Here is a 22,949-nt window from a genome sequence, read left to right on the forward strand (position 1 = left end):
GCCCGGTGCCGGTACGTCCCGGTGCCGAGGCTTCCCGGTCACCGGTCGGCCCGTGCCGGGGCCGGCGCGGTCCGGTGCCGCGCGAGCGGGTCCCGCTACGATCGCGAGCGGGTGTCACCGCCGTCGGTGCGCCGGAGGGTGCGGGTGATGCCGGTCGCGGCGGTGGTGGCCAGCAGCCAGCCGGTGGCGACGAGCGCCACCGTGATCCACTGCGAGGCCCCGGTCGCGCGCCAGACGGTCTCGTGCCCCAGGTTCACCACCGGGATCATGTGGTCGAGCGTGTACAGGAACGGGTTCCACACGAGCCGCTCGCGCGGGTTGGCCGGCTGCAGCGGGTGCTCGGCGAACCAGGCCGTGCCCAGCGCGACGAGCACCAGGATCCACAGCACCGCGCGTGAAGGCCGGTAGCCGTAGCTGACGGTGGCCCGCTGCAGGAAGCTCCACAGCCGCACCGTCCACCGCAGCGGTGCCGGCGCGGAGGCCGCGATCGCCTGGTAGCGCCGCCGCTGCTTCTCGATGAGCACCACCGAGGCGTGCTGCTCGGTGCCGTTCTGCCGGAACACCTGGGCGAGCTGGTCGTACGGCTCGGGCGCGTACCTGCGGCGGCTGGTGCGCAGCCAGCGCAGCCGCTCCACCACCCGCGCCCGGTCGGTGGGCTCGATCGGCGTGCTGAACGTGTCGAAGCGGAAGTCCTCGGCACGCACCCCGCCCGAAGCGGACCACAGCTCCGCGTTGTCGGACAGCAGCTCGCACTGCGCCTGGCGCAGCACGACCCGTCCGACCGGGGCTCCCGCCGGCAGCAGCGTCAGCTCCTGGGCCAGCAGGCCGAACGCGTTGAGCGCCGTGGCCGTGCCGACCTCGCCCAGCTCGCACCCCCAGAAATTGGCCTGCCGCCCGATCTCCGCGCGGCGCAGCTGCACCTCGCCCTCGGCGCTGAACGGGCGGTCGCCCGCGGCGCAGACGAGGTCCCGCTCGACGCGGGCGGTGCGCAGGTCGATCGAGGGCTTGTAGCTCAACCGGTGCGGATGCCAGGCGGGTTTGCCGAGCCGCGCCCCGCGCATGTCGACGCTCGCCCCGATCCGCGCGCCCTGCAGGTGCAGGGTTCCGGTGACCTCCGCGGAGCGGCCGTCGAGATCGCCCCCGAGCTGCAGGCGACCGGCGCGGATCACGTCCGTGCGCGGGGCGTGCACCCGCGCACCGGTGAGCAGGAAGCTCCCGTGCACGTGCAGATCGCTGAGCCGGAGCTGGCCGCGCAGTTCCGCCCGCTCGGCCTCCACGTTGCCGCGGATGACCGTGCCGTCCCAGTGCAGCGCGCGCAGCGGGTCGACGGCGAACTCGCTCGGCGAGCGCGACCAGGTCAGGTCCACCCGCGCACCGCCCATGCGCACGTCGCCGCCGATGGAGGCGCTGACGGCGCGCAACGTGCCCTTGCTGCGGAACCCGTCGCGCATCAGCACGCCGCCCCGGACGTCGGCCCGGTCCGCGACGAGCGTGCTCGACGGGTCGTCGTAGCGCGATTCGTCGCGGGACGACGGGCGCACCCCGGGGTCGAGCACCGCCCCGGCCATCCGGATGTCGCCGGCGATGTGCGCGCTCGGCAGGTACAGCAGCCCGATGGCGCGCGCGGGTTCGGCGCTGCGCGGGTCCCGGTCGAGCCGCAGGCTGCCGCCGATGTGCGCACCGTTGGCGTTGAGCACGAGCCCGCCGGGGCGGTGCAGGCGACCGCCCGAGAAGTTCAGGTTGCCGCCGATCTTCGCGCCGGGCATGCGCAGCTCCCCGGTGGCGCTGAGGCGCTGGCCCAGCAGCGCGCCCGCCACCGACAGCCGGTCGCCGTACAGGGCGCGCCGCCCGGGCCGGTGCAGTTCCGAGTCGTCCAGCAGCAGCGAACCCCCGCACTCGGCGTCGGCGAGGTTGAGCACGCCGTCGCACAGCGAGCTCCGCAGCACCGTGTCGTGCGCGGTGCGCAGGTTCCTGGCCTCCAGCCCCGGCAGCCGGCACTCGCCGAACATCACCCCGGGCAGCGTGGCCTGCCGCAGGTCCGGCGGGTTGTCGAAGCGGCAGCGGACGAACTGCAGCAGGTGCGGCAGCTCCATCGCCCGCAGGTCGAGGCAGCCGGTGATGACCGCGTCCTCCACCACGGCCACCGGTCTGCGCCCGGAGCGCCGCGAGAACGGCCACCACCCGCCGTCATCGGTGGACTCGACGAGCCGGCGGGCGAGGTACTCGCCGCGCACGGTGCACTGGCCGTCGAACTCGGCCGCGTGCACGTCCAACCTGGGGTGGTGCGACTCCGCTCCGCTGCGATCGCGCAACGCCTCGTCGACGCGCCGCTCCGCCTCGGTCAGCGCGCCGTGGTGGTCTCTGCTCCTGCCCTGCACAGCTCCCCCGTTCGCAGGTGCACCGGCGAGTTCCTCCGCGAACTCGTGTTCATGGTGACGTCCGCGGCGGGGCTGCGGTTGCGCAGGAGACCGGTGTGATCCGCTCGCGCGCCGGAAATTCCTCCGAAAACAGCAGCGGGGCGGGCCTGGCGGCCCGCCCCGCTGCGGCCGTGCTCCGGCCGGCGCCTCAGCGGCCCGGCGGGGGTGGCGGCGGCGCGCCGCAGTGGATGATCGGCTGCGGCTCGTACACCGTCTTCTCCCGCTCCTTGCTGGTCCCGCCGTCCTTGAGGTCCTTGATCGTCCGGGTGTTCACCACGGTGAAGCCGGGCGTGCCGGAGCTCTGGCTGCACGGCTCGCCGGGCGGGATCACCTGCTCGTGCGGCGGGGTGATGTTCCGCTTCTCGCTGGTCTGCGACTGCACCTCGAACTGCTTGGTGCCCCACAGCTTCACGTTGATCGACTGCGGCGTCCACTCGGTGGTGATCATGATGCCGCTGTCGGAGACGTTCTTGAACTTGACGTCGATGATGCTCGTGCCGTCCTCGCCCTGGAACACGGTGGCTTCCCGCCCGGCCGGGTACCGGCTGATGTAGTAGCTGTGCTCCTTGTGCTCGACGTCCTGCATCCCGGCGAAGTACGAGGCGTTGAACAGCGTCGTGGCGAACTGGGAGATGCCGCCGCCGACGGCCTTCTGCGGCCGGCCGTCCTCGATCACGCCGGACTCGACGTAGCCCTGCGCCTTGCCGCGGCGGCCGGTGTGGCCGTTGAGGCTGAACGTCTCGCCCGGTTTGATGATCGCGCCGTTGACCTGCTCGGCCACGCGCCTGATGTTGACGCCGGAGGCCTTCTCGAACCCGCCGGTCTGGAACTCCCCGACCACTTCGCGGATCCCCAGGTCGCGGGCCTGCTTGGTGGTGAACTCCGGCGGGACCTCCTCGTACACCGCCTGCACCGAGCGGTTCTGGTCGCGGGAGAACACCTCGGAGATGTTCGCGAAGCTCTTCTCCCAGTCGACGCCGCGCCCGGCCTTCGACGGGCGGACGGTGGGCTTGCCGCCCTCGAGGACGACCTCGGCGTTCTTCGGCGGTCGCAGCGTCCCGGCCAGCTGCGGTTCGAGCGCCTCCGCCGCGGCGGGGACGTCCAGGTGCCAGTCGAGGCTGCCGTTGGCGCCGGGTTCGAACCGCAGCGCCGCGGCGATCGCCCCCCGGTCGAGGGAGGCCTGCGCACCCTCGCCGGTGACCTGCACCGGACCGGCCAGCGGCCCCTGCTTGATCTCCCGAACCGTCCGCTGCACGCCTTCGGCGGTGGTGCGCACCGGGTTCTCGTCGAACGGCACGTCCACCGGCCCGGACTTCGCCCAGTCCGACATGACCGCGTCGGTGGCCTGCTCCACGTCCACGTGGCGCCCGCTCACCGGCAGCACGGGCACCGGTTCGGCGCCCTCGAAGCGGACCGTGCCCTCCCGGGCCTCGCGGTCCAACTGCGGTTTGATGCGCTGCAGCGCAGCCGCCACCTGCTGGCGGTCGCCGGTGCTGACCGGGGCGACTTCGCGGTCGCTGAAGAACGAGGCCACCCGGGTGAAGGGGTTGAGCGGCTGGTCACCGGCCTTGGACACGGTCGACTGCCAGTCCATCCGCAGCCCCGAGGAGTCCGGGTCGAGCGTGGTGACGTTGTCGCCCGCGCGGACCTCGACCGGCCCGTGCAGCTCCGGGCCGAGCTGCTCGCGCAGCTTCTTCTCGGCCGCGGCGGGCTGCATCCCGCCGATGTCCACGTCGGCGACGACGGTGCCGCGCGGCACGGTGCCGCTGCTGAACACGACGTCCCCGATGTAGAGCAGCCCCAGCACGAGCACCACGGCACCGGCGATGATCCCGCCGCGCAGGAGGCCGCGGCGGCGCTCGCCGTCCGCACCGCCCGCCGGTCCGGTTTCCGCGGCCGGCTGCGGTTCGTGCACCGCCGTGCCCGCCGGAACGGCCGGGATGCTCTGCGTCGTCTCGGAGAGGTTGGGGAAGTCGGAGGGCAGCGCCGCGATCTGCGCGGTCCGTTCGGCGTCGGACTCGGCGGGTTCCGCGCTCGGCGCGGCCTCCTGCTCACCGGGCCAGGAGAACGCCTCCACCGGGCTGTTCCGCTCGGTGCTCTCCTCGCCGACGTCCCCGCCGCTCGTGGCGGCGCCGTCGGCAGCGCTCGCACCGCTCGCGGCCTCGTCGCCACCGGCCGCGTCCTGGCCGGAAGCGTCCTCGCCACCGGCGGAGCGGCCGCTCGCGCTCGTGCGCGCGGTGCTGTCGCCGGCACCCTGCTCGGCCTCGCCCGCCCCGGCGTCGAGCGCCCCGGACAGGCGCACGGTGTCCGAGCCGTGCTCGGAGGCCGGCGCCTCCGCGGCGGTCTCGGAGGCCGGCGTGCCCGCACCGCCCTGAGCACCCGCGGTCTCGCCCGACTCGGGTGACACCCGGTCGGTGTACTGCTCGTCACCGCGTCGTTCGTCGTGGTTGTCCGGCACCGCTTCCCCTTCGTCCGCTGGCCCCGCGGTGCGAATGCACCGCGTTCCAGGATGCCGTGCGCACTCACTTCCCCCGGCCAGGGGGCACATTACTCCAAATAAGCCGCGTGACCTGCATAAACAGCGCTCCGTTCGAGCGCCGAAATGGACAACACCGGTGTTCTCCACCAAGGTTCGCGCCGCCGCGCAAACGGCGAAAACCGGGGAACGACCGAGCGGCCCCGCGAAAGCGCGCGCTGTGCGCACGTTTCCGCACGCCGCCGCACACGTTCACCCGCTCGTGGCTGGTCCGGGGATCAGAGGTACAGGCCGGTGCCCTGCTCGGTCTGCTCGGTGGCCACCGCGTGCAGGTCCCGCTCCCGCATCACCAGGTACTCCTGGCCCTGGACCTCGACCTCGTACTGCTCCTCGGGGTTGAACAGCACCTGGTCGCCGACTTGGACGTTGCGCACGTGGCTACCGACCCCGTACACCTCGCCCCAGATGAGCCGCTTGGCCATCTGGGCGGTGGCCGGGATCACGATGCCACCGCTGCTGCGGCGTTCCCCGGATTCCTGCGACACGAGCACCATGACCCGGTCGTGCAGCATCTGGATCTCAAGCTTGGCATCGGTCACCCGAAAAGTTTACTCCCCGTGGCCAGCGGCGCGCGGTCCCGGCCCGCCCGACGCGCCGGGACCGGGCGCGCGAGCACCCGGGCGGGCGCCGGCACCGCACGGCACCGGCGCCGCTGCCCGGGATCACCGGCCGGTGTCGAGACCGCCCATCACCAGCGGCAACCGGCGCGGCCCGTCAGCGGTCACGCGCACCGGCACACCCCAGTCCTGCCTGCTCAGCTGGCACGTGGGGTGCTCCACCTCCGGATCGTCGGCGCAGCTGGCCGCCTGCGCCACCACGTGCAGCACGCCCTCGCCGACAGCACCGTCGATCACCAGCCGCCGCGCCAGCTCGGTGCCCGCGCCCGCGCCCTCGACGAGCAGGTGCTCCGGACTCGCACTGACCTCGACGCGGGTGGAGGGCCCGTAGCGCTCGTCCAGCTTCGTGCCCGGCGGCGGGGTGAAGACCACGGCCAACTCCACCTCACCCGGGGCGATGTCGCTGGACGGGCGCGCCACCTGCTGGTTCGCGCCCCGCACGACCTCGGCCGACGTCCCCGGCGGCACCGGGCGTTCCAGGCGGTGCGCGGCGGAGGCGACCACGACGAGCTCCCCGTCGAGCACCGCCCCGCCGGACGGTTCGGCCAGGTCCGCGGCCAGCGTGGACACCTCGCGCGCGGCCGGGTCGAACCGCCGCACCGCGCCGTTGTAGGTGTCGCTGATCGCCACCGACCCGTCCGGCAGCACCGCAACGCCCAGCGGGTGTTGCAGCAGGGCGGTTTCGGCGGGTCCGTCGGCGTGGCCGAAGTCGAACAGGCCCGTGCCGATCTCGGTGCGCACGGTGCAGCCGTCCGCCCCGTGCTCGAGCCGCCGCAGCGCCGAGGTCTCCGCATCGGCCAGCCACAGCTGCTCGCCGTGCGCGGCGAGACCGGACGGCTGCGCGAAGAACGCCTCCTCCGCAGCACCGTCGCGCAGGCCTTCCACGGTGGTGCCGGCGAGCCGGCGGATCGTCCCGCGCTGCGGGTCGAACAGGCTCAGCGTGTGGTTGCCCGCCATGGCGACCGCGACACCACCGGCGGGTTCCCACCAGGCCACGTCCCACGGACTGGTCAGGGCGACCTCGGTGGCGGCGCCGGCGTCGGGTTCGTCGCGCCACTGGCGGCCGGTGCCGGCCACGGTGGTCACCTGACCGTCCGCCAGGCGCACGCCGCGCAGCAGGTGGTTGACCGTGTCGGCCACGACCACGTCGTAGCCGACGCGCGCGGCGACCTCCGCGGGCAGCGCGGTCAGACCGGCGGGTTCGGAGAAGCTCGCCTCCTCGCCGGCACCGTCCGCCGCGCCGCGCTCACCGGTGCCGATGCGGCGCAGCGGCGTCTCCGCGTCGGCGTCGAACTCGACCAGCGAGTGGTGCGCGGCGTCGGCGACGAGCAGGTGCCCGCTGTCCAGGGCGATGGCCTCGCTGGGGAAGCGCAGCGCGGTCCCGGCCGGCTCCGGCGGCACGTACGGGCCGTCACCGCGGTGCAGCGTGCCCTTGGCGTCGTGCTCGGCGACGAGATCGGCGATGACGCTGCGCAACGTCTCCACGTGGCCCTCGCCGGCGGCGACGTGCACCACGTAGCCCTCCGGGTCGACGACGACCAGCGTGGGCCAGGCCTTGACGGCGTAGGCCTGCCAGGTCTCGAGGTTCGGGTCGTCGAGCACCGGGTGGTGCACGCCGTAGCGCTCGGTGGCGGCGGCGACGGCCTGCTCGCGCCGCTCGTGCTCGAACTTGGGCGAGTGCACGCCGACCGTGACGAGCTCCGCGGCGAACTCCTCCTCCAGCGGGCGCAGCTCGTCGAGGACGTGCAGGCAGTTGATGCAGCAGAACGTCCAGAAGTCCAGCAGCACGACCTTGCCGCGGAAGTCCTTGATCGAGTAGTCCGCGCCCTCGGTGTTCAACCACTGGCGTCCGGTCAGTTCCGGCGCGCGGACGCGGGCGCGGTGTTTCTGCTGCTCAGAGCTCATGTCTGAAGTCAACAACACCGCATCGGGTGGTGTTCCCCGGGGACCGTCGCCCTGTTGGGCAAGCCACAGCCGGCGACGAGGTGGTGGTCCTGCCCGGGAAGGCAGGACCACCACGCGTGCTTCAGGGGCAGGTGCCGACGCCGGCGGCGGCCAAGCCCTCGTGGGTCGGGCCGCGTGCATCCTGGCAGCACTCGGCCAGGCGGCCGTCCACCACCACGGCGGGGATACGAGCGATCCCGCAGTCGGTCGCCTTGGTAGCGGCCTCGGCGTCGCTGCGCAGGTCGCGCACGATGACCTCGCAGCCCGGACCCGCCATTTCTTCGACCAGGCTTACCGCAGGTGCACACCCTGCGCAGCCGGTCGTGAATACTTCGATGTGGCGCTGTGCCATCTTTCATCACCTCCACACCGCACGCTAGGGATTCCAGCCGGGTGCAAGGTCAAGCCCGCGCTGCCGTGTCCTGGTGACGAACGTGGTCGATCAGTGGGCACGAGGCCGCGGTCGCATCAGGATCAGCGGCCAACCGGTCGGCGCGCTGGTCCAGGTCCAGCAGTTGCTGCCGCAGGCGCTGCAACTCGGCGATGCGGTGGTCGATGTCGGTGACGTGTTCATGCAGCACGCCGCGCACGTATCCGCAGGGGCGCTGGTCGGCATCGCGCAGGGCCAGTACCTCGGCGATCTCGTCCAAGCGCATGCCCAGCCGTTGGGCGGCTTTGATGAAGCCCAGCCGATCCACGTCGCCCTGGTTGTAGACCCGGTATCCGGCGCTGGTCCGCTCGGCCGCGGGCAGCAGCCCGATACTTTCGTAGTAGCGCACGGTCTTGGGGTTCACCCCGACCTGCCGAGCCAGTTCTCCGATACGCACGACAGTCCCCCTGCACTGGTCAGATCGCGTTCCAGCGAGCTCTCTCCCCAGGTTGCATCTTCCAGGCGGGTGGAAGCTCCAACGAGCGCCAACCGCGTTGAAGCCCCGAGCGTTACCAGCTCAACAGGATCATGCCTGCTCACCACAGTGATTCGGTTCGGCGCGCGGAAGGGACGGGAATGTAGAACGATTCGTTCTGCAGGGGTCGCATGGACGTGATCTCGATGCGATCCACCTCGCGACCGTGCAGTTGCTCGACGGCGCGGACGAGGAGATCACGTTCGTGACGTACGACCGCCGATTGCTGGATTCCGCAGCTCAACTGGGTTTTCCCACTGCGGGTCCCGGGCAGGAGGAGTGAGGCCGCATCCGGCATTCGAGAGCCGGGTGGTCGCGCCGAAAGCCGAGTGCCGCGCCAGCGGTGCGGCTGCTCGTCCCGCTCCGCACGGGCCGCATCGAGGATCTCGCTGCGCACCTGCGACCTGGCTGCCAACCCGTGCGGCGGCGTGCGACCACCGCGCGGTGCCAGCAGCCATGACAGCCGACCAGCTCGCGGCTCGCACATCACGTGCTTTCGACGCGGCCGTCGCCGCGGGTCGGGATCTCGGTCTCGCGGTCTCCGACGCGGGAGTGCTCCACGACGTGTTTTCCGTCGTGGTGCATCTCGCCCCGTCACCGGTGGTGGTCCGGGCGCCCACCGTCCTGCCCTCGTACACCGACCTCGAATCCCAGGCGGCGCGGCAGCAGGCGGAGCTCGACGTGGTGGCACGGCTCGCCGAGCGGGGCCAGCCGGTGATCCCGCCGAGTCCACTCGTGCCGCGGGAACCCGTGCAGCGCGGCGGTTTCTCGATGACGTGCTGGCAGTTCGTCGAACAGGACGACGGCGTCGAGCTCGACCTCGTGCGCAACGCCCGCCTGACCGCCGATCTGCACGCCGCGCTGCGCGACTACCCGGGCGAGCTGTCGTTCCTGTCATCGGCCGAACCGAGGATGGTTTCGGAAGGTCTTGCCGCCCTCGAAGAGCTTCCCGACCTCATCGACCCGGATGATCTCGACCGCGCACGGCGATAGTGGGAGGTCCTGGAACCGATCGTGCGCTCGCGCGCGGAATTCGAGGCGGCGTTCCCGGCGATCGACTTGCAGCCGATCCACGGCGACGCCCCTGCGGCCAACATCGTCACCACTCCGGGCGGCGCGTTGTACTCCGACTTCGAGCTCGCCACCCTCGGACCGGTCGAATGGGACTTGGCGTTGCTCGGTCCCGATTGCGAGGCCGCCTACAACTCCGCCGCACAGCGCCGGGGTCTGCGTCAGCTGGACGAGAGCGCGCTGCGCGTTGCCAACGCCGCGGGCATGTCCCGGACAGTGGCGTGCCTGGCGCTGGTGCCACAGCTGCCCGTGCTCGCGGAAGCGCTGGAACCCGCCATCGAGCAGTGGCGCACGATGCCGTTCGCCGGCGGTCTGACCGACCCGACGACCTGACCGGCCCGGTGGTTCGATCGGCCCGACGACCCGCAGGGTCCGGCGTTCTGCAGGGCTCAGCGCCGAGGCTGCTCGCGAAGCGCGGAAAGAGCCGGCACGCTGCAGGTTTTCGGCCTCGATTCACACGAGCGGCGCTCGCCGGCAGCTTCCCGCAAGGGGCCGCGCGGATTGGCGGCCATGTACTCGACCGCACCGACCCGTCAGGCAAGCGGCGCAGCCGCTTCCTCGCCACGTACGCAGCGCGCCCCGCCGCGGGAGGTTCCTCCCAGCTACCCCCATCCCCCCGCCCTCAACAGCCAATCCGCGGGCTCTCTCAGGCTGCCGAACCGCCGACGATTCCGCAGCGACACCACCGTCCGTCCCGCCGGCTCCGTCAGCCCCGCGGGGCCAGGAACGCCGCCACCTCCGGCAGCTGCCCCGGGTCGACGGTGTGCCCGCCGCCGTGGTCGAACCGGGCCACCTCGGCGCCGCTCTCGGAGAACCACGCGGTGAGCGCGGCCGTGTGCTCCGGGGTGGCCATCGGGTCGGCCGCGCCGTTGACCACGGCGACGCGCTTGCCCGCCAGCTCGACCGCGGGCCGCTCGGAGAACGGCACCATGCCGGCCAGCAGCACCGCCGCGGACAGCGCAGCGGGCCGCAGCAGCATCAGCGCCGCGGCGATGTTCGCGCCGTTCGAGAACCCGACGGCGCGCCACGTGCCGGGACCGACGCCGTACTCGCGCTCGGCCTCCGCGAGGAACGCGGCGAGCTCGTCGACGCGGGAGCGCAGGTCGTCCTGGTCGAAGACGCCTTCGCGCAGCCGCCGGAAGAACCGGGGCATCCCGTTCTCCAGCACGCTGCCGCGCACGGACAGCACCGGTGCGGCGGGGGCGAGGTGCTCGCGCAGCGGCAGGAGGTCGTTCTCGTCCCCGCCGGTGCCGTGCAGCAGCAACAGCGGCGCCTCGGCCGTGCCCGCGGCACCGGGCAGCCAGACGTGCGGGCGGTCGATCGCAGCCGTCATGCCGACCTCCTCCCGGCCAGTTCCGGGTTGTTCTCCTGCGGCAGCGACAGCGCCGGCAGCGCCGCGGCGATCTGCTCGCGGTCGGGCTCCATCCACGGCGGCAGCTTCAGCGCGCGGCCGAGCTCCAGCAGCGGTTCGTCCACGTTGAACCCGGGCTCGTCGGTGGCGATCTCGAGCAGCGTGCCGCCGGGTTCGCGGAAGTAGATCGACCGGAAGTACTGCCGGTCCAGGATCGCGGTCACCTCGGCCCCGCGCTCGACGAGCTCGGCGCGCCACTCCTCCTGGGTGGCCTCGTCCGGCACGCGCCAGGCGACGTGGTGCACCGTGCCGCCGGCGACGAGCCCGCGCTCGGCACCGGGGGTGACCAGCACGTCCACCAGGGATCCCGGACCGCCCTCACCTGCGGCGTAGCGCAGGCGGTCGCCCTCGCGCCCGGCGCTGCGCAGCCCGAGCTCCTCCAGCATCGCTGCGGTGCCGTCCTCGTCGGCGGTGGACAGGGTGACCGAGTGCAGACCGCGGATGCCGTGCTCGGGCGGGATGACGCCGTTGTCCCACGGGGCGCGCGGGTCCGGTTGCGGGTGCGCGACGAGCGAGATCTCCAGCCCGTCCGGGTCGTGGAAGGTCAGCGCGGCTTCGCCGGCGCGTTCGCCGACCTCGCCGACCTCGACGCCGAGGCCCTGCAGGTGCTGCCGCCACCACCCGATCGAGGCGGCGGGCACGGAGAAGGACGTCGTGGTGGCCTGCCCGGTTCCGCGCCGCCCGGCCGGCGCCCCGTCGAACGGGAAGAACGTCAGCAGCGTGCCCGGCCGTCCGGCCTCGTCGCCGTAGTAGAGGTGGTAGGTGTCCGGGGCGTCGAAGTTCACCGTGGTCTTGACCAGGCGAAGCCCCAGCGCGCGGAGGTAGAACTCCGCGTTGCGCTGAGGATTCCCGGCGATCGCCGTCACGTGGTGCAGTCCGCTGGTCGCCAGCGCCATCGCCAGCCTCCTTCGGGTCCGGGGACGTGTGCGCCGGGTGCGCCCACCGCCCCCCGTGGTGGGCGAGCTCCCGGCGTTCCCGTCGCGGTGCGGACCGGGGCCGCTGCGCGCGGTCCGCCACGAGCATCTCGTTGATGCGTCACATACATGTTGCACGGTAGTTGGTGATACGTCAACTAACTCGATAGGATGGACGCGTGACGGAGACCCGCTGGCTCGACCCGCGCGAACAACACGCCTGGCGCCGCTACCTCGACATGAACGCCCGCCTCACCGCACGCCTGCACCGCCAGCTGCAGGCCGACGCCGGACTCTCGCTGAGCGACTTCGACGTGCTGGTCCAGCTCACCGATCAGAACGACCCGCGCATGCGCATCGGCGAACTCGCCGAAGTCCTGCAGTGGGAGAAGAGCCGGCTGTCGCACCACCTGGCCCGCATGCAGCGGCGCGGCCTGGTCGTCCGCGAGGAGTGCGCCGACGACGCCCGCGGCGCCTACATCGCGCTCACCGACGCGGGGCGCGCGGCGATCGAGCAGGCCGCCCCGGCCCACGTGGAAACCGTGCGGAGCCTCGTGTTCGACCAACTCACGGCCGAGGAGGTCGATACCCTCGGAACCATCGCCGACCGCGTCCTCGAGCGGTTGGACCCCGCCCCGGAGGAGGGCCGTTGAGCAACCTGGAGACCGCACCGCCCGAGGTGACCTGCACCACCGAGCGGGATGGCACCCACCCCCGCGCCCAGCTCATCGAGCCCCGCGACGTCCCCCTCGGCGGCCCCCGCTCCATGCGCGTGCGGCGCACGCTGCCGCAGCGGGCGCGCTCGCTCATCGGCGCCTGGTGCTTCGTCGACCACTACGGCCCCGACGACGTCTCCACCAGCGGCGGCATGCGCGTGCCCGGCCACCCGCACGTGGGACTGCAGACCGTGTCCTGGCTGTTCAGCGGCGCCATCGAGCACCGCGACACCACCGGCGCCCACGCCCGGGTCCTCCCCGGCGAGCTCAACCTCATGACCGCGGGCCGGGGCATCGCGCACTCCGAGTACTCCACCGCGGACACGAGCACGCTGCACGGCGTCCAGCTGTGGGTCGCCCTGCCCGAGCAGCACCAGCACACCGCACCCGCCTTCGAGCACCACGCGCCGCCGCTGCTCGAGCGCGACGGCGCCCGCGCGCGCGTCTTCCTCGGCTCGCTGCTCGGGCACGCCTCGCCGGTGGCCACCTGGACCCCGCTGCTCGGCGCGGAGCTCGCCCTGCGTCCCGGCCAGCGGCTCGACCTCGACGTCGACCCGGGGTTCGAGCACGGCGTGCTCGTCGACATCGGCGACGTCACCGCAGCCGGCGTGGACGCCACCGCAGGTGAGCTCGTCCACCAGTCCGCCGGCGCGCGCGTGCTGCCGGTGCGCGCGGGGGCCGCGGGCGAAGCGCGGGTGCTGCTGCTCGGCGGTGCACCGCTCGACGAGCAGATCGTCATGTGGTGGAACTTCGTCGGGCGCAGCCACGACGACATCGCCGCCTACCGCGAGCAGTGGCAGGCCGAGCGCGCCGCGCCGAGCGCCGGCGGCCGCTTCGGCGCGTTCCCCGCGGCCTGGGAGAGCACGCTGCCCGCCCCGGAGCTGCCCACCGCGCGGCTCAAGCCCCGCGGTTCGGAGCGCTGAACCGGGTCAGCCCCGCCGAGCGCGGACGCACCCGGCAGCTCCGCCGCCGGCACGGCGCCCAGCACAACACCCGATCGTGCCCCGCTGACACGCCGGAACCCTGGGGACAACCCGCACCCCTGTGGACAACATGTGCTCCACCCGTGTGGGGACGGCTTCCAATTTTCATGAAAATTGCGCTCTCTGGAACGAGTCCAGAGTGGGGGAACACGCACCGCCCCGAGCACCGCGGGGCACCCCGGCCACCCGCGAGATCCTGCGCCGGGACCCGTGGAAGGGGCCCTGGGAGGAAGGCTGGATCTGGGCGCGTGCCGGCGGCACGCCCGCCGCGGGCGCCACCGCGCGCGGTCGGATGACGAATGCGCTACGACCACCAAGCCGCGCGGACACCCGCCTCCGACCACCCGTCGGCCGCGCTGCCGCGACGGACGACACCGCGCGGATGACCACTCGGACGCCGGACAGGTCCCCGAACCGCCCGGCGAGCCTTCACGCAACCACCAAGCCGCGCAGCGGCATCACCGGAACGGGTTCGCGATCTGCGACGTCTTCGGGACATCCCTCGCCGCCCTGCGCGAGATCACCCGACTCTCGAGCGATAGCGCGCGATCGAGCGAGCACGCCGATCGGATCGGCGCTGCTACCCCGCATCGCATGCGAACTCTCCTTCCGATCGGTGCGGTCTGGCGATCGACCGCACCCCCCTGGGACGCACGCATCCCGGTTGTGGTTCCACCGCGCGCCGGAAGGGTTCACCGCTACCCGACCGCGCCAGGAACGGTCGCCTCCGACGCGGCGGCGCGCGTGAGCACGCTCCACCCCGCCACGTCCGGCGATCCCTCCAGCCAGCCGACCGGCCACTTCCGCCGCGTCTCCTGACCGGTCGACGTGGCCGCACCGGTCAGGTTCGCCGCGGTGTGCGTACCGAAATCCACTTCACCGGCGAACCGCGCGCCGCGGAACGTCTCGTCCTGCCCGGTGAACCGGACGCGGCGGAAGTCGGCGAGCCCGTCGAAAGCGGCTTCCCGGAAGTCCGCCCGGCCGTCGAAGACGCTGCCGCGGAACACCGCGGGGCCGGTGAACCGGGCACCGGTGAACACCGCCGAACGCACGCGGCAGTGGGTGAACAGGAACCGGTGCAGCTGCGCCCCGTTGAGGTCCACGCGGATGTCCGGCCAGAACCGGTCCGGCTCACCGGGCGACTCGCCGCCCGGATCGCTCAGGTGCGCGATGAGCACTTCCTGCACCGTTTGCCTGACTTCCCACTCCTGCGCGCGAACCGGCGTCTCCGCTGCCGCGTCCGCGGCCCGCTCGGGCGGGGTGCGCAGGTACAGGCACAGCAGGTCCACCACGGTCTGCCGGTGCGAGGGGTGCTCCTGCGCGAGCCGTTCCAGCGCGAAGATGCCCGCCGAGCGCACCAGCGCCCGGTCGCTGTCGAGCTGCTCCGCTGCCCGGAAGTACAGGTCCGTGACGCGCGTTTCCCGCGCGTCGTGCCGGGAGTCCTGGTTGGCGATCTCGGTCGACTGCTGCCGCCGGGCGGTCAGGACCAGCCCGGCGATGCCGCCCGTGCCCGCGCCCAGCCCCGCCGCGGTGCGGATGATGTCGAGGGCCTCCGAGCTCTTCGCCGGCGGGTAGACGAGGAACAGGGCGGTGGCGGCGGCGAGCGTGCCGAGCGCGACGACGGCGGCGCTGATCGCGATCGTCCGCGTGCTCAGCACCGGCGGGTTCACCTTCGACTGCCCGGATCGTTCCATGGGGGCGATCTTGGCAGCCGCGCGGCGCAGCCGGGGAGCGTTCCGCTCCGCGGAGCCGCGGCGGGCTCCGCGCCGGGCGCCCGGGACCAGGCCGCACGAGTCCGGAGACCGCCCGCAACGGGACTCGGACGTGAATAACCCCGCGGCGCTGCCAGGTCGGGGGTCCGACAGCACCGCGGGGTCATCCTGTGTATCGCCAGCCCCGCGGCGGGCGTTACACACTCACCGGAGTGTGACACGAGTCACCATCGCTGGTGTGCGCGCACCGGGGAACGCCCGAGGCGGAGCTCCGCCGCTCACCGCTCGAGCACGGCCGCGGTTCCCTGGCCGCCCGCGGCGCACACCGAGATCAACCCGCGGCCGGAACCCTTCTCGGAGAGCAGCTTGCCGAGGGTGGCGACGATGCGCCCGCCGGTGGCGGCGAACGGGTGCCCGGCCGCCAGCGACGAGCCGTTGACGTTGAGCCGGTCCGGGTCGACCTCGCCCAGCGGCGCGCCCCGCTCGAGCCGCTCGCGGCAGAACTCGGGGTCCTGCCAGGCCTGCAGCGTGGACAGCACCTGCGAGGCGAAGGCCTCGTGCATCTCGCAGAAGTCGAAGTCGCCGAGGCCGAGGCCGGCGCGCTCCAGCATCCGCGGCACCGCGTACACCGGGGCCATGAGCAGCCCGTCGGTGCCGTCGACGTAGTCCACGGCCGCCGATTCGAAGTCGCTGAGGTAGGCCAGCACGGGCAGCCGGTGCTCGCGCGCCCAGCCCTCGCTGGCCAGCAGCACCGTGGCGGCCCCGTCGGACAGCGGGGTGGAGTTGCCCGCCGTCATCGTGGCCCCCGCGCCCTCGCCGGACCCGGATCCAGCGCCGAAGACGGGCTTGAGCCCGGCGAGCTTCTCCGCGGTGGAGTCCGGGCGCAGGTTCTGGTCGCGGACGAGCCCGTGGAAGGGCGTGACCAGGTCGTCGAAGAACCCGCGGTCGTAGGCGGCGGCGAGGCGCTGGTGGCTGCGCGCGGCCAGCTCGTCCTGCGCCTCGCGCGAGACGCCCCAGGCCAGCGCGGTGCGCGCGGCGTGCTCGCCCATGGACAGCCCGGTGCGCGGTTCGGCGTTGCGCGGGATCTCCGGCACGACCTGCCCGGGCCGCAGGCCGGTCAGCGCCTTGAGCCGGCCGCCGAGGCCGCGCGCGTGGTTGACGTCCAGCAGCACTCGGCGCAGGTCCTCGTTGACCTGGATCGGGGCGTCGCTGGCGGAGTCGACGCCGCCGGCCACGCCGACGTCGATCTTGCCCAGCGCGATCTTGCTCGCCACCGAGATCACCGATTCGAGGCCGGTCGCGCAGGCCATCTGCACGTCGTGCGCCGGGGTGCGCGGATCGAGCTGCGAGCCCAGCACGGTCTCGCGCGCGAGGTTGAAGTCGCGGCTGTGCTTGAGCACCGCCCCGGCGGCGAACTCGCCGAGCCGCTGCCCGGCCAGCCCGTAGCGGGCGATCAGTCCGTCCAGGGCGACGGTGAGCATGTCCTGGTTGGACGCGTGCGCGTACGGCCCACCGGATCGGGCGAAGGGGATCCGGTTGCCGCCGACGATGGCGACTCGCTGTGGGGACATCCCTGGCTCCTTGTGCGTGCCGAACGATGTGGCGCGCGCACCTGACCGGATGCCGGGCGGTGCCGCCGGCAGCCGCCGGTCGGTCTGGTGCGACCCGCGACGACAGACTAACCTACTGATGGGTAGCTTATGGTGCGCCAGTTCCGCGCAGCGGCATCCGCGGAGGGAACCCGCGCACCGGAGCACCCCACCACACCGGCGAGCACCGCGCCGTGAACCGTTCGCAGGAGAAACGCATGACCGACCGGTACCAGCAGTTCACCTCCTCCTCCCTGGGACGTCCGCTCGCCAAGCGGCTGGGCCTGCCGACACCCGCCCCGCTGCAGCGGCACCGGCCCGGCGCGCCCGCGGTGCAGGGCCCGGTGCTGCTCGGCAGCGCCGCGAACGGCCGCCTCGGCGACAGCCTGCGCGGCGTGCTGCGCGCGCTCTCCGCGGAGACCGCCGAGACCCGCGAGGACGAGCACTCCTACGCCGGCCTCCTCTTCGACGCCACGGGCATCACGTCCAGCGAGGACCTGTGGCAGCTGTACGAGTTCGTGCACGGCGCGATCCGCCAGGTGCGGCGCTGCGGCCGCGTCGTCGTGTTCGGCACGCCGCCCGAGGAGCTCGACGACGCCCGCGCGGCCACCGCCCAGCGCGCCCTGGAGGGCTTCGTGCGCACCGTCGGCAAGGAGATCGGCGGCGGCGCCACGGCCCAGCTGGTGCTCGTCTCCGAGGGCGGGGAGGGCGCGATCGGTTCGACCGCGCGGTTCCTGCTGTCGGCGCGCTCGGCCTACGTTTCCGGCCAGGTGGTGCGCGTCGGCGCCCGCGGCGAGGTGGCCGGCGACCTCGCCGACGAGACCCCGCTGCGCGGCAAGACCGCCCTGGTCACCGGCGCCTCCCGCGGCATCGGGGCGTCCATCGCCGAGACGCTGTCCCGCGACGGCGCGCACGTGGTGTGCCTGGACGTGCCCGCCCAGGGCGGCGAGCTGGCCACCGTGGCCAACCGGGTCGGCGGTTCCGCGCTGCAGCTGGACATCACCGCCGAGGACGCGCCGCAGCGCATCTCCGAGCACTTCGCCGAGCGGCACGGCGGGCTGGACGTCGTGGTGCACAACGCGGGCATCACGCGGGACAAGACGCTCAAGCGCATGACCCGCGAGCAGTGGGACGCCGCGCTGCGGGTCAACCTCACCGCCCCGGAGCGCATCAACGAGCAGCTGCTCACCGCCGAGGACTCGCCGCTGCGCGCCGACGGCCGCATCATCGGCGTCTCCTCGATCGCCGGCATCGCCGGCAACGTGGGCCAGGCGAACTACGCGACCTCGAAGGCCGGCGTGATCGGCTACGTCCGCGCCCACGGGGAGCGCGCCGCTCGGCGCAGCGCCACGATCAACGCCGTCGCCCCCGGCTTCATCGAGACGAAGATGACCGCGGCGGTCCCGCTGGTGGTGCGCGAAGCCGGCCGCCGGATGAACAGCATGTCGCAGGGCGGGCTGCCGGTGGACGTGGCCGAGACGGTGGCCTGGTACGCCCACCCGGCCTCGGCCGGGGTCAACGGCAACCTCGTGCGCGTGTGCGGACAGAGCCTGCTGGGAGCCTGACATGACCGAGCTGACGAAAGCCCCGAACCTGGCCGCGCTGTACGCGAAGGCCGCGGCCACCACGCCGCTCCGCCGCGGGGGCGGCCTGCCGGACGCGGAGTACGTGCGCCGCGACGTGCCGATCGACCTCGAGCACCTGGCCGCGTACAACCGGGTCTGCGGTTTCGGCGTGCGCGACGAGGTCCCCGCGACCTACCCGCACGTCCTGTCGTTCCCGCTGTCGGTGCAGCTGATGACCGACCGCGGGTTCCCGCACCCGCTGGTCGGGCTGGTGCACGTGGCCAACACCATCGAGCAGTTCCGCCCGCTGACGGTCACCGAACTGCCCACGCAGCGGGTGCGGGTGGACAACGAGCGCCCGCACCCGAAGGGCACGCAGTTCGACGTGCGCACCGAGACCACTGTGGACGGCGAACTCGTGTGGCGCGAGCGCAGCACGTACCTGCGCCGCGGCGGCGGTTCCGGGCAGCGCGGCGAGCGGGCGGAGGTCGACCCGGGCGAACCGACGGCGCAGTGGCGCGTGCCCGGTGACATCGGACGCCGCTACGCGGCGGTGTCCGGCGACCGCAACCCGATCCACCTGCACCCGCTCAGCGCCAAGGTCTTCGGTTTCAACCGGGCGATCGCGCACGGCATGTGGACGCTGGCGCGGTGCCTGGGCGCCCTGCAGGGGCGCGCGCCCGCGACCGGCGCGATCTCGGTGGAGTTCGGCAAACCGCTCCTGATCCCGTCCACGGTGGACTTCGCTGCGCGCGAGCAGGACGGCGGTTTCGACTTCGGCGTGTATTCCCGCTCCGGGAAACCGCACCTGGTGGGAACGCTGCGGAACTGACCCTCCCCGCGGCGGGGTGCCGACCCCGGTGCAGCGCTGGCGCGACGCCCGCTCGCCGGGTCGGCACCCGGGCGCTGCCGGTTCGCGGCCGCGGAGCCGCTGCGATCCGGTGCGGGGGCGCCGGCCGCCCTGCTGACCTCCGGACCGTCCTGCTGCTCCGCGGTGATCGCCGTGTTCTGGGCCGGGCCGCTGCTGGCGCGCGAGCACGAGCAGCGCACCTCGCGGCGCGGGAGCCGGGCGGTTCACCGCTCCTGCGGCGGCTCCCAGTAGTTGCCCTCGACGAGGTCGCCGAACCCCATCCACACCATGTTCATCAACCGGCGCGCCATGCCGTCGGCGGTGTGGTCGGGGTGTTCGAACCACCAGTTCGCCAGCGACTCGCTGGCCCCCACCAGGGCGGCCGAGAACGGCTCGAGCTGCTCGGGGCTGCGCGGGGTGGTGCCGTCCTCGGTGGCGCGGGCGAGCATCTCGGCGATGAGCCGGACGATGCTCTGCCGCCACTGGGCGAGCTCGGCGAGGAACGGGTCGCCCTGGGCGTTGGTCTGCCGCCGCAGCAGGGTCCAGCCGTCGGGGTTGTCCCGCACGTGCTCGAACAGGGTCCGCAGACCGCGCCAGAGCTGCTCGGCCGCCCCCAGCTCGGTGTCGACCGCGGCGTTGATCTCCTCGGTGAGGCGGGCGCCCTCGCGGCGCAGGCACGCGAGGAACAGCTCGTCCTTGGCCCCGAGGTAGGAGTAGAGCATCGGTTTGGACACGCCGGCCCTCTCCGAGATCTCGTCCATCGAGGCCGGGTGGAAGCCGTGCACCGCGAACACGTGCACCGCCGCGTCCAGGATCTGGCGTTCGCGCACGGCGCGCGGCAGGCGGCGGGTGCGGGGCTTGGCCCGTTCGACGGGTTCGGACATCTCATCCCATTCGTTCGGCGCGCGGATCCTCGGCCCAGCGGGGGCGCCACCGCGGTGACGCGCGCTCGCAGCAGCGCAGCGTGCTGCGCGGGGCGTCGATCATCGGATCTCGCTCCCCGCTTGCACGTCAACTTACTCGAACGTAGTCTTACTCGCGAGTAGGTAATGGAGGTGGGCATGCCCGAACCCGATCCGATCACCGCTCTCGGCGACCTCGACCCCCGACAGGTCGACCAGGAACGGTTCGTCGCCCTGCTGCAAACCGCCTCCGAGGCCGCCCGCGACGACGCCGGCGTCGACCTCAGCACGCTCCCCCCGGAGCAGTTCGCCCGCCTCATCTCCCGCGCCTCGACCGAGCAGGTCGACGCGGTCATGGCGCGCCCCGAACTCGCAGACCGGATCCTCGACGAGGTCTTCCGGCGCATGAGCGAGCACTACCGCGCCGACAAGGCGGGAGCCGGCACCGAAGCGGTCATCCGCTGGCGCATCGGCCCGCCCTCGGCCGCGGAGCACCGCCGCTACGAGTGCGTGCTCAGCGGCGGGCAGTGCACGGTCAACCGCGAGCCGCAGCACGACCCGCGCGCGACGATCACCCTCGGCGGCACCGACTTCCTGAAACTGGCCTCCGGCAACGCCTCCCCGCCGGCCCTGTTCATGAAGGGCAAGCTCAAGGTCGCCGGCGACCTCGGGTTCGCCGCCGGCCTGACGAAACTGTTCCAGATCCCGAAGGCGTAGCGATGACCTTCTCCCTCGAACTCAGCGAAGAGCAGCGCGACCTGCGCGAGTGGGTGCGCGGGTTCGCCGAGCAGACGATCCGCCCCGCCGCCGCGGAGTGGGACGAGCGCGAGGAAACGCCCTGGCCGGTCATCCAGGAGGCGGCCAAGATCGGCCTCTACGGCTTCGAGTCCCTGGCCACGTTCTGGGCCGACGACACCGGATTGTCGCTGCCGCTCGCGAACGAGGAGCTGTTCTGGGGCGACGCCGGCGTCGGCATGGCCATCTTCGGCACCACGCTGGCCGTGGCCGGCATCTTCGCCGCCGGCACGCCCGACCAGCTCGCCGAGTGGGTGCCGCAGTGCTACGGCGACGAGGACGAACCGCAGGTCGCCGCGTTCTGCTCGTCCGAACCGGGCGCGGGCTCGGACGTCTCCGCGATGCGCACCCGCGCCACCTACGACGAGGCCACCGACGAGTGGGTGCTCAACGGCCAGAAGGCCTGGGCGACCAACGGCGGCATCGCCAACGTGCACGTCGTGCAGGCCGCGGTCGACCCCGAGCTCGGCTCGCGCGGGCAGGCGGCGTTCGTCGTCCCACCGGGCGCGAAGGGGCTGAGCTCCCCCGGCAAGCTGCGCAAGCACGGGCTGCGCGCCTCGCACACCGCGGAGGTCTTCCTCGACGACGTGCGCCTGCCGGGCCGGTGCCTGCTCGGGGAGAAGGAGAAGCTCGACGAGCGGCTCGCCCGGGCCCGCGAGGGCACCCGCGCCTCCCAGCAGGCGGCGATGAAGACCTTCGAGCTCTCCCGACCCGCGGTCGGCGCCCAGGCCCTGGGCATCGCCCGCGCCGCCTACGAGCACGCGCTCGACTACGCCTGCCAGCGCGAGACCTTCGGCCGCCCGATCATCGACAACCAGTCGATCGCGTTCACCCTCGCCGACATGCGCACGGAGATCGACGCGGCGCGCCTGCTCGTGTGGCGGGCGGCCTGGCAGGGCCGCAACGAGGGCTTCCAGCACGGCGAGGGCTCGATGTCCAAGCTCAAGGCCGGGCGCGTGGCGACGTGGGCGACCGAGCGGGCGATCCAGATCCTCGGCGGCAACGGCTACACCCGCGAGTACCCGGTGGAGCGGATGCACCGGGACGCGAAGGTCTACGACATCTTCGAGGGCACCGAGCAGATCCAGCAGCTGGTCATCGCCCGCGCCCTCTCCGGCCGGCACATCGACTGAGCGGCCGCGCGGAACCGCCGGTGCGCCCTCCCGGGGCAACCGGTAGATGAACGGCGCGTTACGTGTCGATTGACACGGTGCCGAATCGCACAACCGCCCAGCGGACGGCGCCGCGGGAATGCATCATGCCCTGGGCCTGTGCGGCCTCGTACGCACAGGAGTGTTTACACGGACGAGTTAACCTCGTGGTGTCGCGTCACGCCGAACATCCGTGCGCGTCCCCACGGGGTGACCCATGATGTGACGCGACCCCCGCGGTTCCCACCAGCGGCCCCCGGGGGCCACCGCGTCATCCGAGCCCGGGCGGCGTGGCCCGCGGTTCGGCGGCCGGGCCCGCGAAGCGTTCGCGGGCCCGGTGCAGCGTGCGAAGCAACACGGGAGGGCGAAGCGTGCAGACCATCCCCGACTCGGAAACCCCGATCTTCCAGGAGATCAACGCCGAACTCGGCGAGCTCCCGGAGATCGACGTCCACGACTTCACGGAGCACGCCTTCGGGTTCCTGAACGACGGCGCGGAGCCCGCGGCGGCGGCGCAGCCCGAGCCCACCACCGCGGACGGCCCCACCACCGCGGACGGCGAAGAGCGGGCGGAACCGTCCGCCGGACCGGAGCTCGGCGTCGTCGCGGAGCCGGCCGAGCAGACCCCGGAGGCGGCGGAACCGCTGGAGCAGGCCCAGGGGGACCAGGCCCAGGACGAGCAGACGCCGGGCGAGCAGCAGGACGACTCCGCGCCGCGCAAGGGCGGCCGCCGCCGCAAGGAGGGGCGGTGACCGGCCCCCGGGCTCGCAACTGATCCCGCCGGGCGGGCACCCCGGAGCGGAGGGCCCCGCGGAGGAACCGGGGGAGGTCGAGCGCTCGCGCGTGCTCGTGCTGGCCGGACCCGCGCGAC

The 22,949-nt window shown here is 73.0% G+C and carries 21 protein-coding genes; 9 read left to right on the forward strand and 12 right to left on the reverse strand.

Annotation, left to right across the window (positions count from 1 at the left end):
* Positions 1-95 precede the first annotated feature (95 nt).
* The 7 genes from ACVGV0_RS22680 to ACVGV0_RS22710 form a co-directional block, all read right to left on the reverse strand.
* Positions 96-2,378 (reverse strand): AsmA family protein, encoded by a 2,283-nt coding sequence (locus ACVGV0_RS22680; protein ID WP_459157708.1) that lies wholly within the window; start codon positions 2,376-2,378, stop codon positions 96-98.
* 187 nt (positions 2,379-2,565) lie between these two features.
* Positions 2,566-4,875 carry a VanW family protein gene (locus tag ACVGV0_RS22685; protein ID WP_459157709.1) on the reverse strand — a complete coding sequence of 770 codons (2,310 nt, stop codon included), beginning with the start codon at positions 4,873-4,875 and terminating at the stop codon, positions 2,566-2,568.
* Between the two features lie 296 nt (positions 4,876-5,171).
* On the reverse strand, positions 5,172-5,492 hold the full coding sequence (locus ACVGV0_RS22690; RefSeq protein ID WP_459157710.1) for a GroES family chaperonin: 321 nt from the start codon (positions 5,490-5,492) through the stop codon (positions 5,172-5,174).
* Positions 5,493-5,615: 123 nt separating this feature from the next.
* Positions 5,616-7,475: an NHL domain-containing thioredoxin family protein gene (locus ACVGV0_RS22695; RefSeq protein ID WP_459157711.1), complete on the reverse strand. Its 1,860-nt coding sequence runs from the start codon at positions 7,473-7,475 to the stop codon at positions 5,616-5,618.
* A gap of 121 nt (positions 7,476-7,596) precedes the next feature.
* Entirely contained in the window at positions 7,597-7,866 is a 270-nt protein-coding gene (locus tag ACVGV0_RS22700; protein ID WP_459157712.1) for a hypothetical protein, read from the reverse strand.
* Positions 7,867-7,915: 49 nt separating this feature from the next.
* Positions 7,916-8,341, reverse strand: a complete 426-nt coding sequence (locus ACVGV0_RS22705) for a heavy metal-responsive transcriptional regulator (RefSeq protein WP_459157713.1) — start codon at positions 8,339-8,341, stop codon at positions 7,916-7,918.
* A 139-nt stretch (positions 8,342-8,480) separates the two neighbouring features.
* Positions 8,481-8,816, reverse strand: a complete 336-nt coding sequence (locus tag ACVGV0_RS22710; protein WP_459157714.1) for a hypothetical protein — start codon at positions 8,814-8,816, stop codon at positions 8,481-8,483.
* Between the two features lie 59 nt (positions 8,817-8,875).
* Here ACVGV0_RS22710 and ACVGV0_RS22715 point away from each other — a divergent pair, with 59 nt between their 5' ends.
* Positions 8,876-9,412, forward strand: a complete 537-nt coding sequence (locus tag ACVGV0_RS22715) for a hypothetical protein (RefSeq protein ID WP_459157715.1) — start codon at positions 8,876-8,878, stop codon at positions 9,410-9,412.
* Between the two features lie 21 nt (positions 9,413-9,433).
* Positions 9,434-9,823: a phosphotransferase family protein gene (locus ACVGV0_RS22720; protein ID WP_459157716.1), complete on the forward strand. Its 390-nt coding sequence runs from the start codon at positions 9,434-9,436 to the stop codon at positions 9,821-9,823.
* A gap of 373 nt (positions 9,824-10,196) precedes the next feature.
* Here the strand turns inward: ACVGV0_RS22720 and ACVGV0_RS22725 are convergent, their stop codons facing one another.
* Positions 10,197-10,823 (reverse strand): alpha/beta hydrolase, encoded by a 627-nt coding sequence (locus ACVGV0_RS22725; RefSeq protein WP_459157717.1) that lies wholly within the window; start codon positions 10,821-10,823, stop codon positions 10,197-10,199.
* A complete protein-coding gene (locus ACVGV0_RS22730) occupies positions 10,820-11,797 on the reverse strand; it encodes a ring-cleaving dioxygenase (RefSeq protein ID WP_459157718.1) in 978 nt (325 codons plus the stop codon). Before ACVGV0_RS22730 ends, ACVGV0_RS22725 begins: the two co-directional genes overlap by 4 nt.
* A gap of 257 nt (positions 11,798-12,054) precedes the next feature.
* Here ACVGV0_RS22730 and ACVGV0_RS22735 point away from each other — a divergent pair, with 257 nt between their 5' ends.
* Together ACVGV0_RS22735 and ACVGV0_RS22740 are read left to right on the forward strand one after the other, a co-directional pair.
* Positions 12,055-12,468, forward strand: coding sequence for a MarR family winged helix-turn-helix transcriptional regulator (locus ACVGV0_RS22735; protein WP_459160108.1), 414 nt, complete (start codon positions 12,055-12,057; stop codon positions 12,466-12,468).
* Positions 12,465-13,454 carry a pirin family protein gene (locus ACVGV0_RS22740; protein ID WP_459157719.1) on the forward strand — a complete coding sequence of 330 codons (990 nt, stop codon included), beginning with the start codon at positions 12,465-12,467 and terminating at the stop codon, positions 13,452-13,454. Before ACVGV0_RS22735 ends, ACVGV0_RS22740 begins: the two co-directional genes overlap by 4 nt.
* Before the next feature lie 758 nt (positions 13,455-14,212).
* Here ACVGV0_RS22740 and ACVGV0_RS22745 read toward each other — a convergent pair.
* Both ACVGV0_RS22745 and ACVGV0_RS22750 read right to left on the reverse strand, forming a co-directional pair.
* Positions 14,213-15,208 (reverse strand): pentapeptide repeat-containing protein, encoded by a 996-nt coding sequence (locus tag ACVGV0_RS22745; RefSeq protein WP_459157720.1) that lies wholly within the window; start codon positions 15,206-15,208, stop codon positions 14,213-14,215.
* 296 nt (positions 15,209-15,504) lie between these two features.
* Positions 15,505-16,797 carry an acetyl-CoA C-acetyltransferase gene (locus ACVGV0_RS22750; protein ID WP_459157721.1) on the reverse strand — a complete coding sequence of 431 codons (1,293 nt, stop codon included), beginning with the start codon at positions 16,795-16,797 and terminating at the stop codon, positions 15,505-15,507.
* 236 nt (positions 16,798-17,033) lie between these two features.
* Between ACVGV0_RS22750 and ACVGV0_RS22755 the strand changes: the two genes are divergently transcribed.
* Positions 17,034-18,380 (forward strand): 3-oxoacyl-ACP reductase, encoded by a 1,347-nt coding sequence (locus ACVGV0_RS22755; RefSeq protein ID WP_459157722.1) that lies wholly within the window; start codon positions 17,034-17,036, stop codon positions 18,378-18,380.
* A gap of 1 nt (position 18,381) precedes the next feature.
* Positions 18,382-19,212 carry a MaoC family dehydratase gene (locus ACVGV0_RS22760; protein ID WP_459157723.1) on the forward strand — a complete coding sequence of 277 codons (831 nt, stop codon included), beginning with the start codon at positions 18,382-18,384 and terminating at the stop codon, positions 19,210-19,212.
* Positions 19,213-19,454: 242 nt separating this feature from the next.
* Here the strand turns inward: ACVGV0_RS22760 and ACVGV0_RS22765 are convergent, their stop codons facing one another.
* The gene (locus tag ACVGV0_RS22765) at positions 19,455-20,114 is read right to left on the reverse strand and encodes a TetR/AcrR family transcriptional regulator (protein WP_459157724.1); all 660 of its coding nucleotides are present in this window, start codon (positions 20,112-20,114) and stop codon (positions 19,455-19,457) included.
* A 177-nt stretch (positions 20,115-20,291) separates the two neighbouring features.
* On the opposite strand from ACVGV0_RS22765, the gene ACVGV0_RS22770 reads away from it, so the two are divergent.
* The 3 genes from ACVGV0_RS22770 (at position 20,292) to ACVGV0_RS22780 (ending at position 22,830) form a co-directional block, all read left to right on the forward strand.
* Positions 20,292-20,849, forward strand: a complete 558-nt coding sequence (locus ACVGV0_RS22770; RefSeq protein ID WP_459157725.1) for an SCP2 sterol-binding domain-containing protein — start codon at positions 20,292-20,294, stop codon at positions 20,847-20,849.
* A gap of 2 nt (positions 20,850-20,851) precedes the next feature.
* Positions 20,852-22,060, forward strand: coding sequence for an acyl-CoA dehydrogenase family protein (locus ACVGV0_RS22775; RefSeq protein ID WP_459157726.1), 1,209 nt, complete (start codon positions 20,852-20,854; stop codon positions 22,058-22,060).
* Between the two features lie 389 nt (positions 22,061-22,449).
* Entirely contained in the window at positions 22,450-22,830 is a 381-nt protein-coding gene (locus ACVGV0_RS22780) for a hypothetical protein (protein ID WP_459157727.1), read from the forward strand.
* The last annotated feature ends 119 nt before the right edge of the window (positions 22,831-22,949 follow it).

The organism is Salinifilum ghardaiensis (assembly GCF_054491345.1).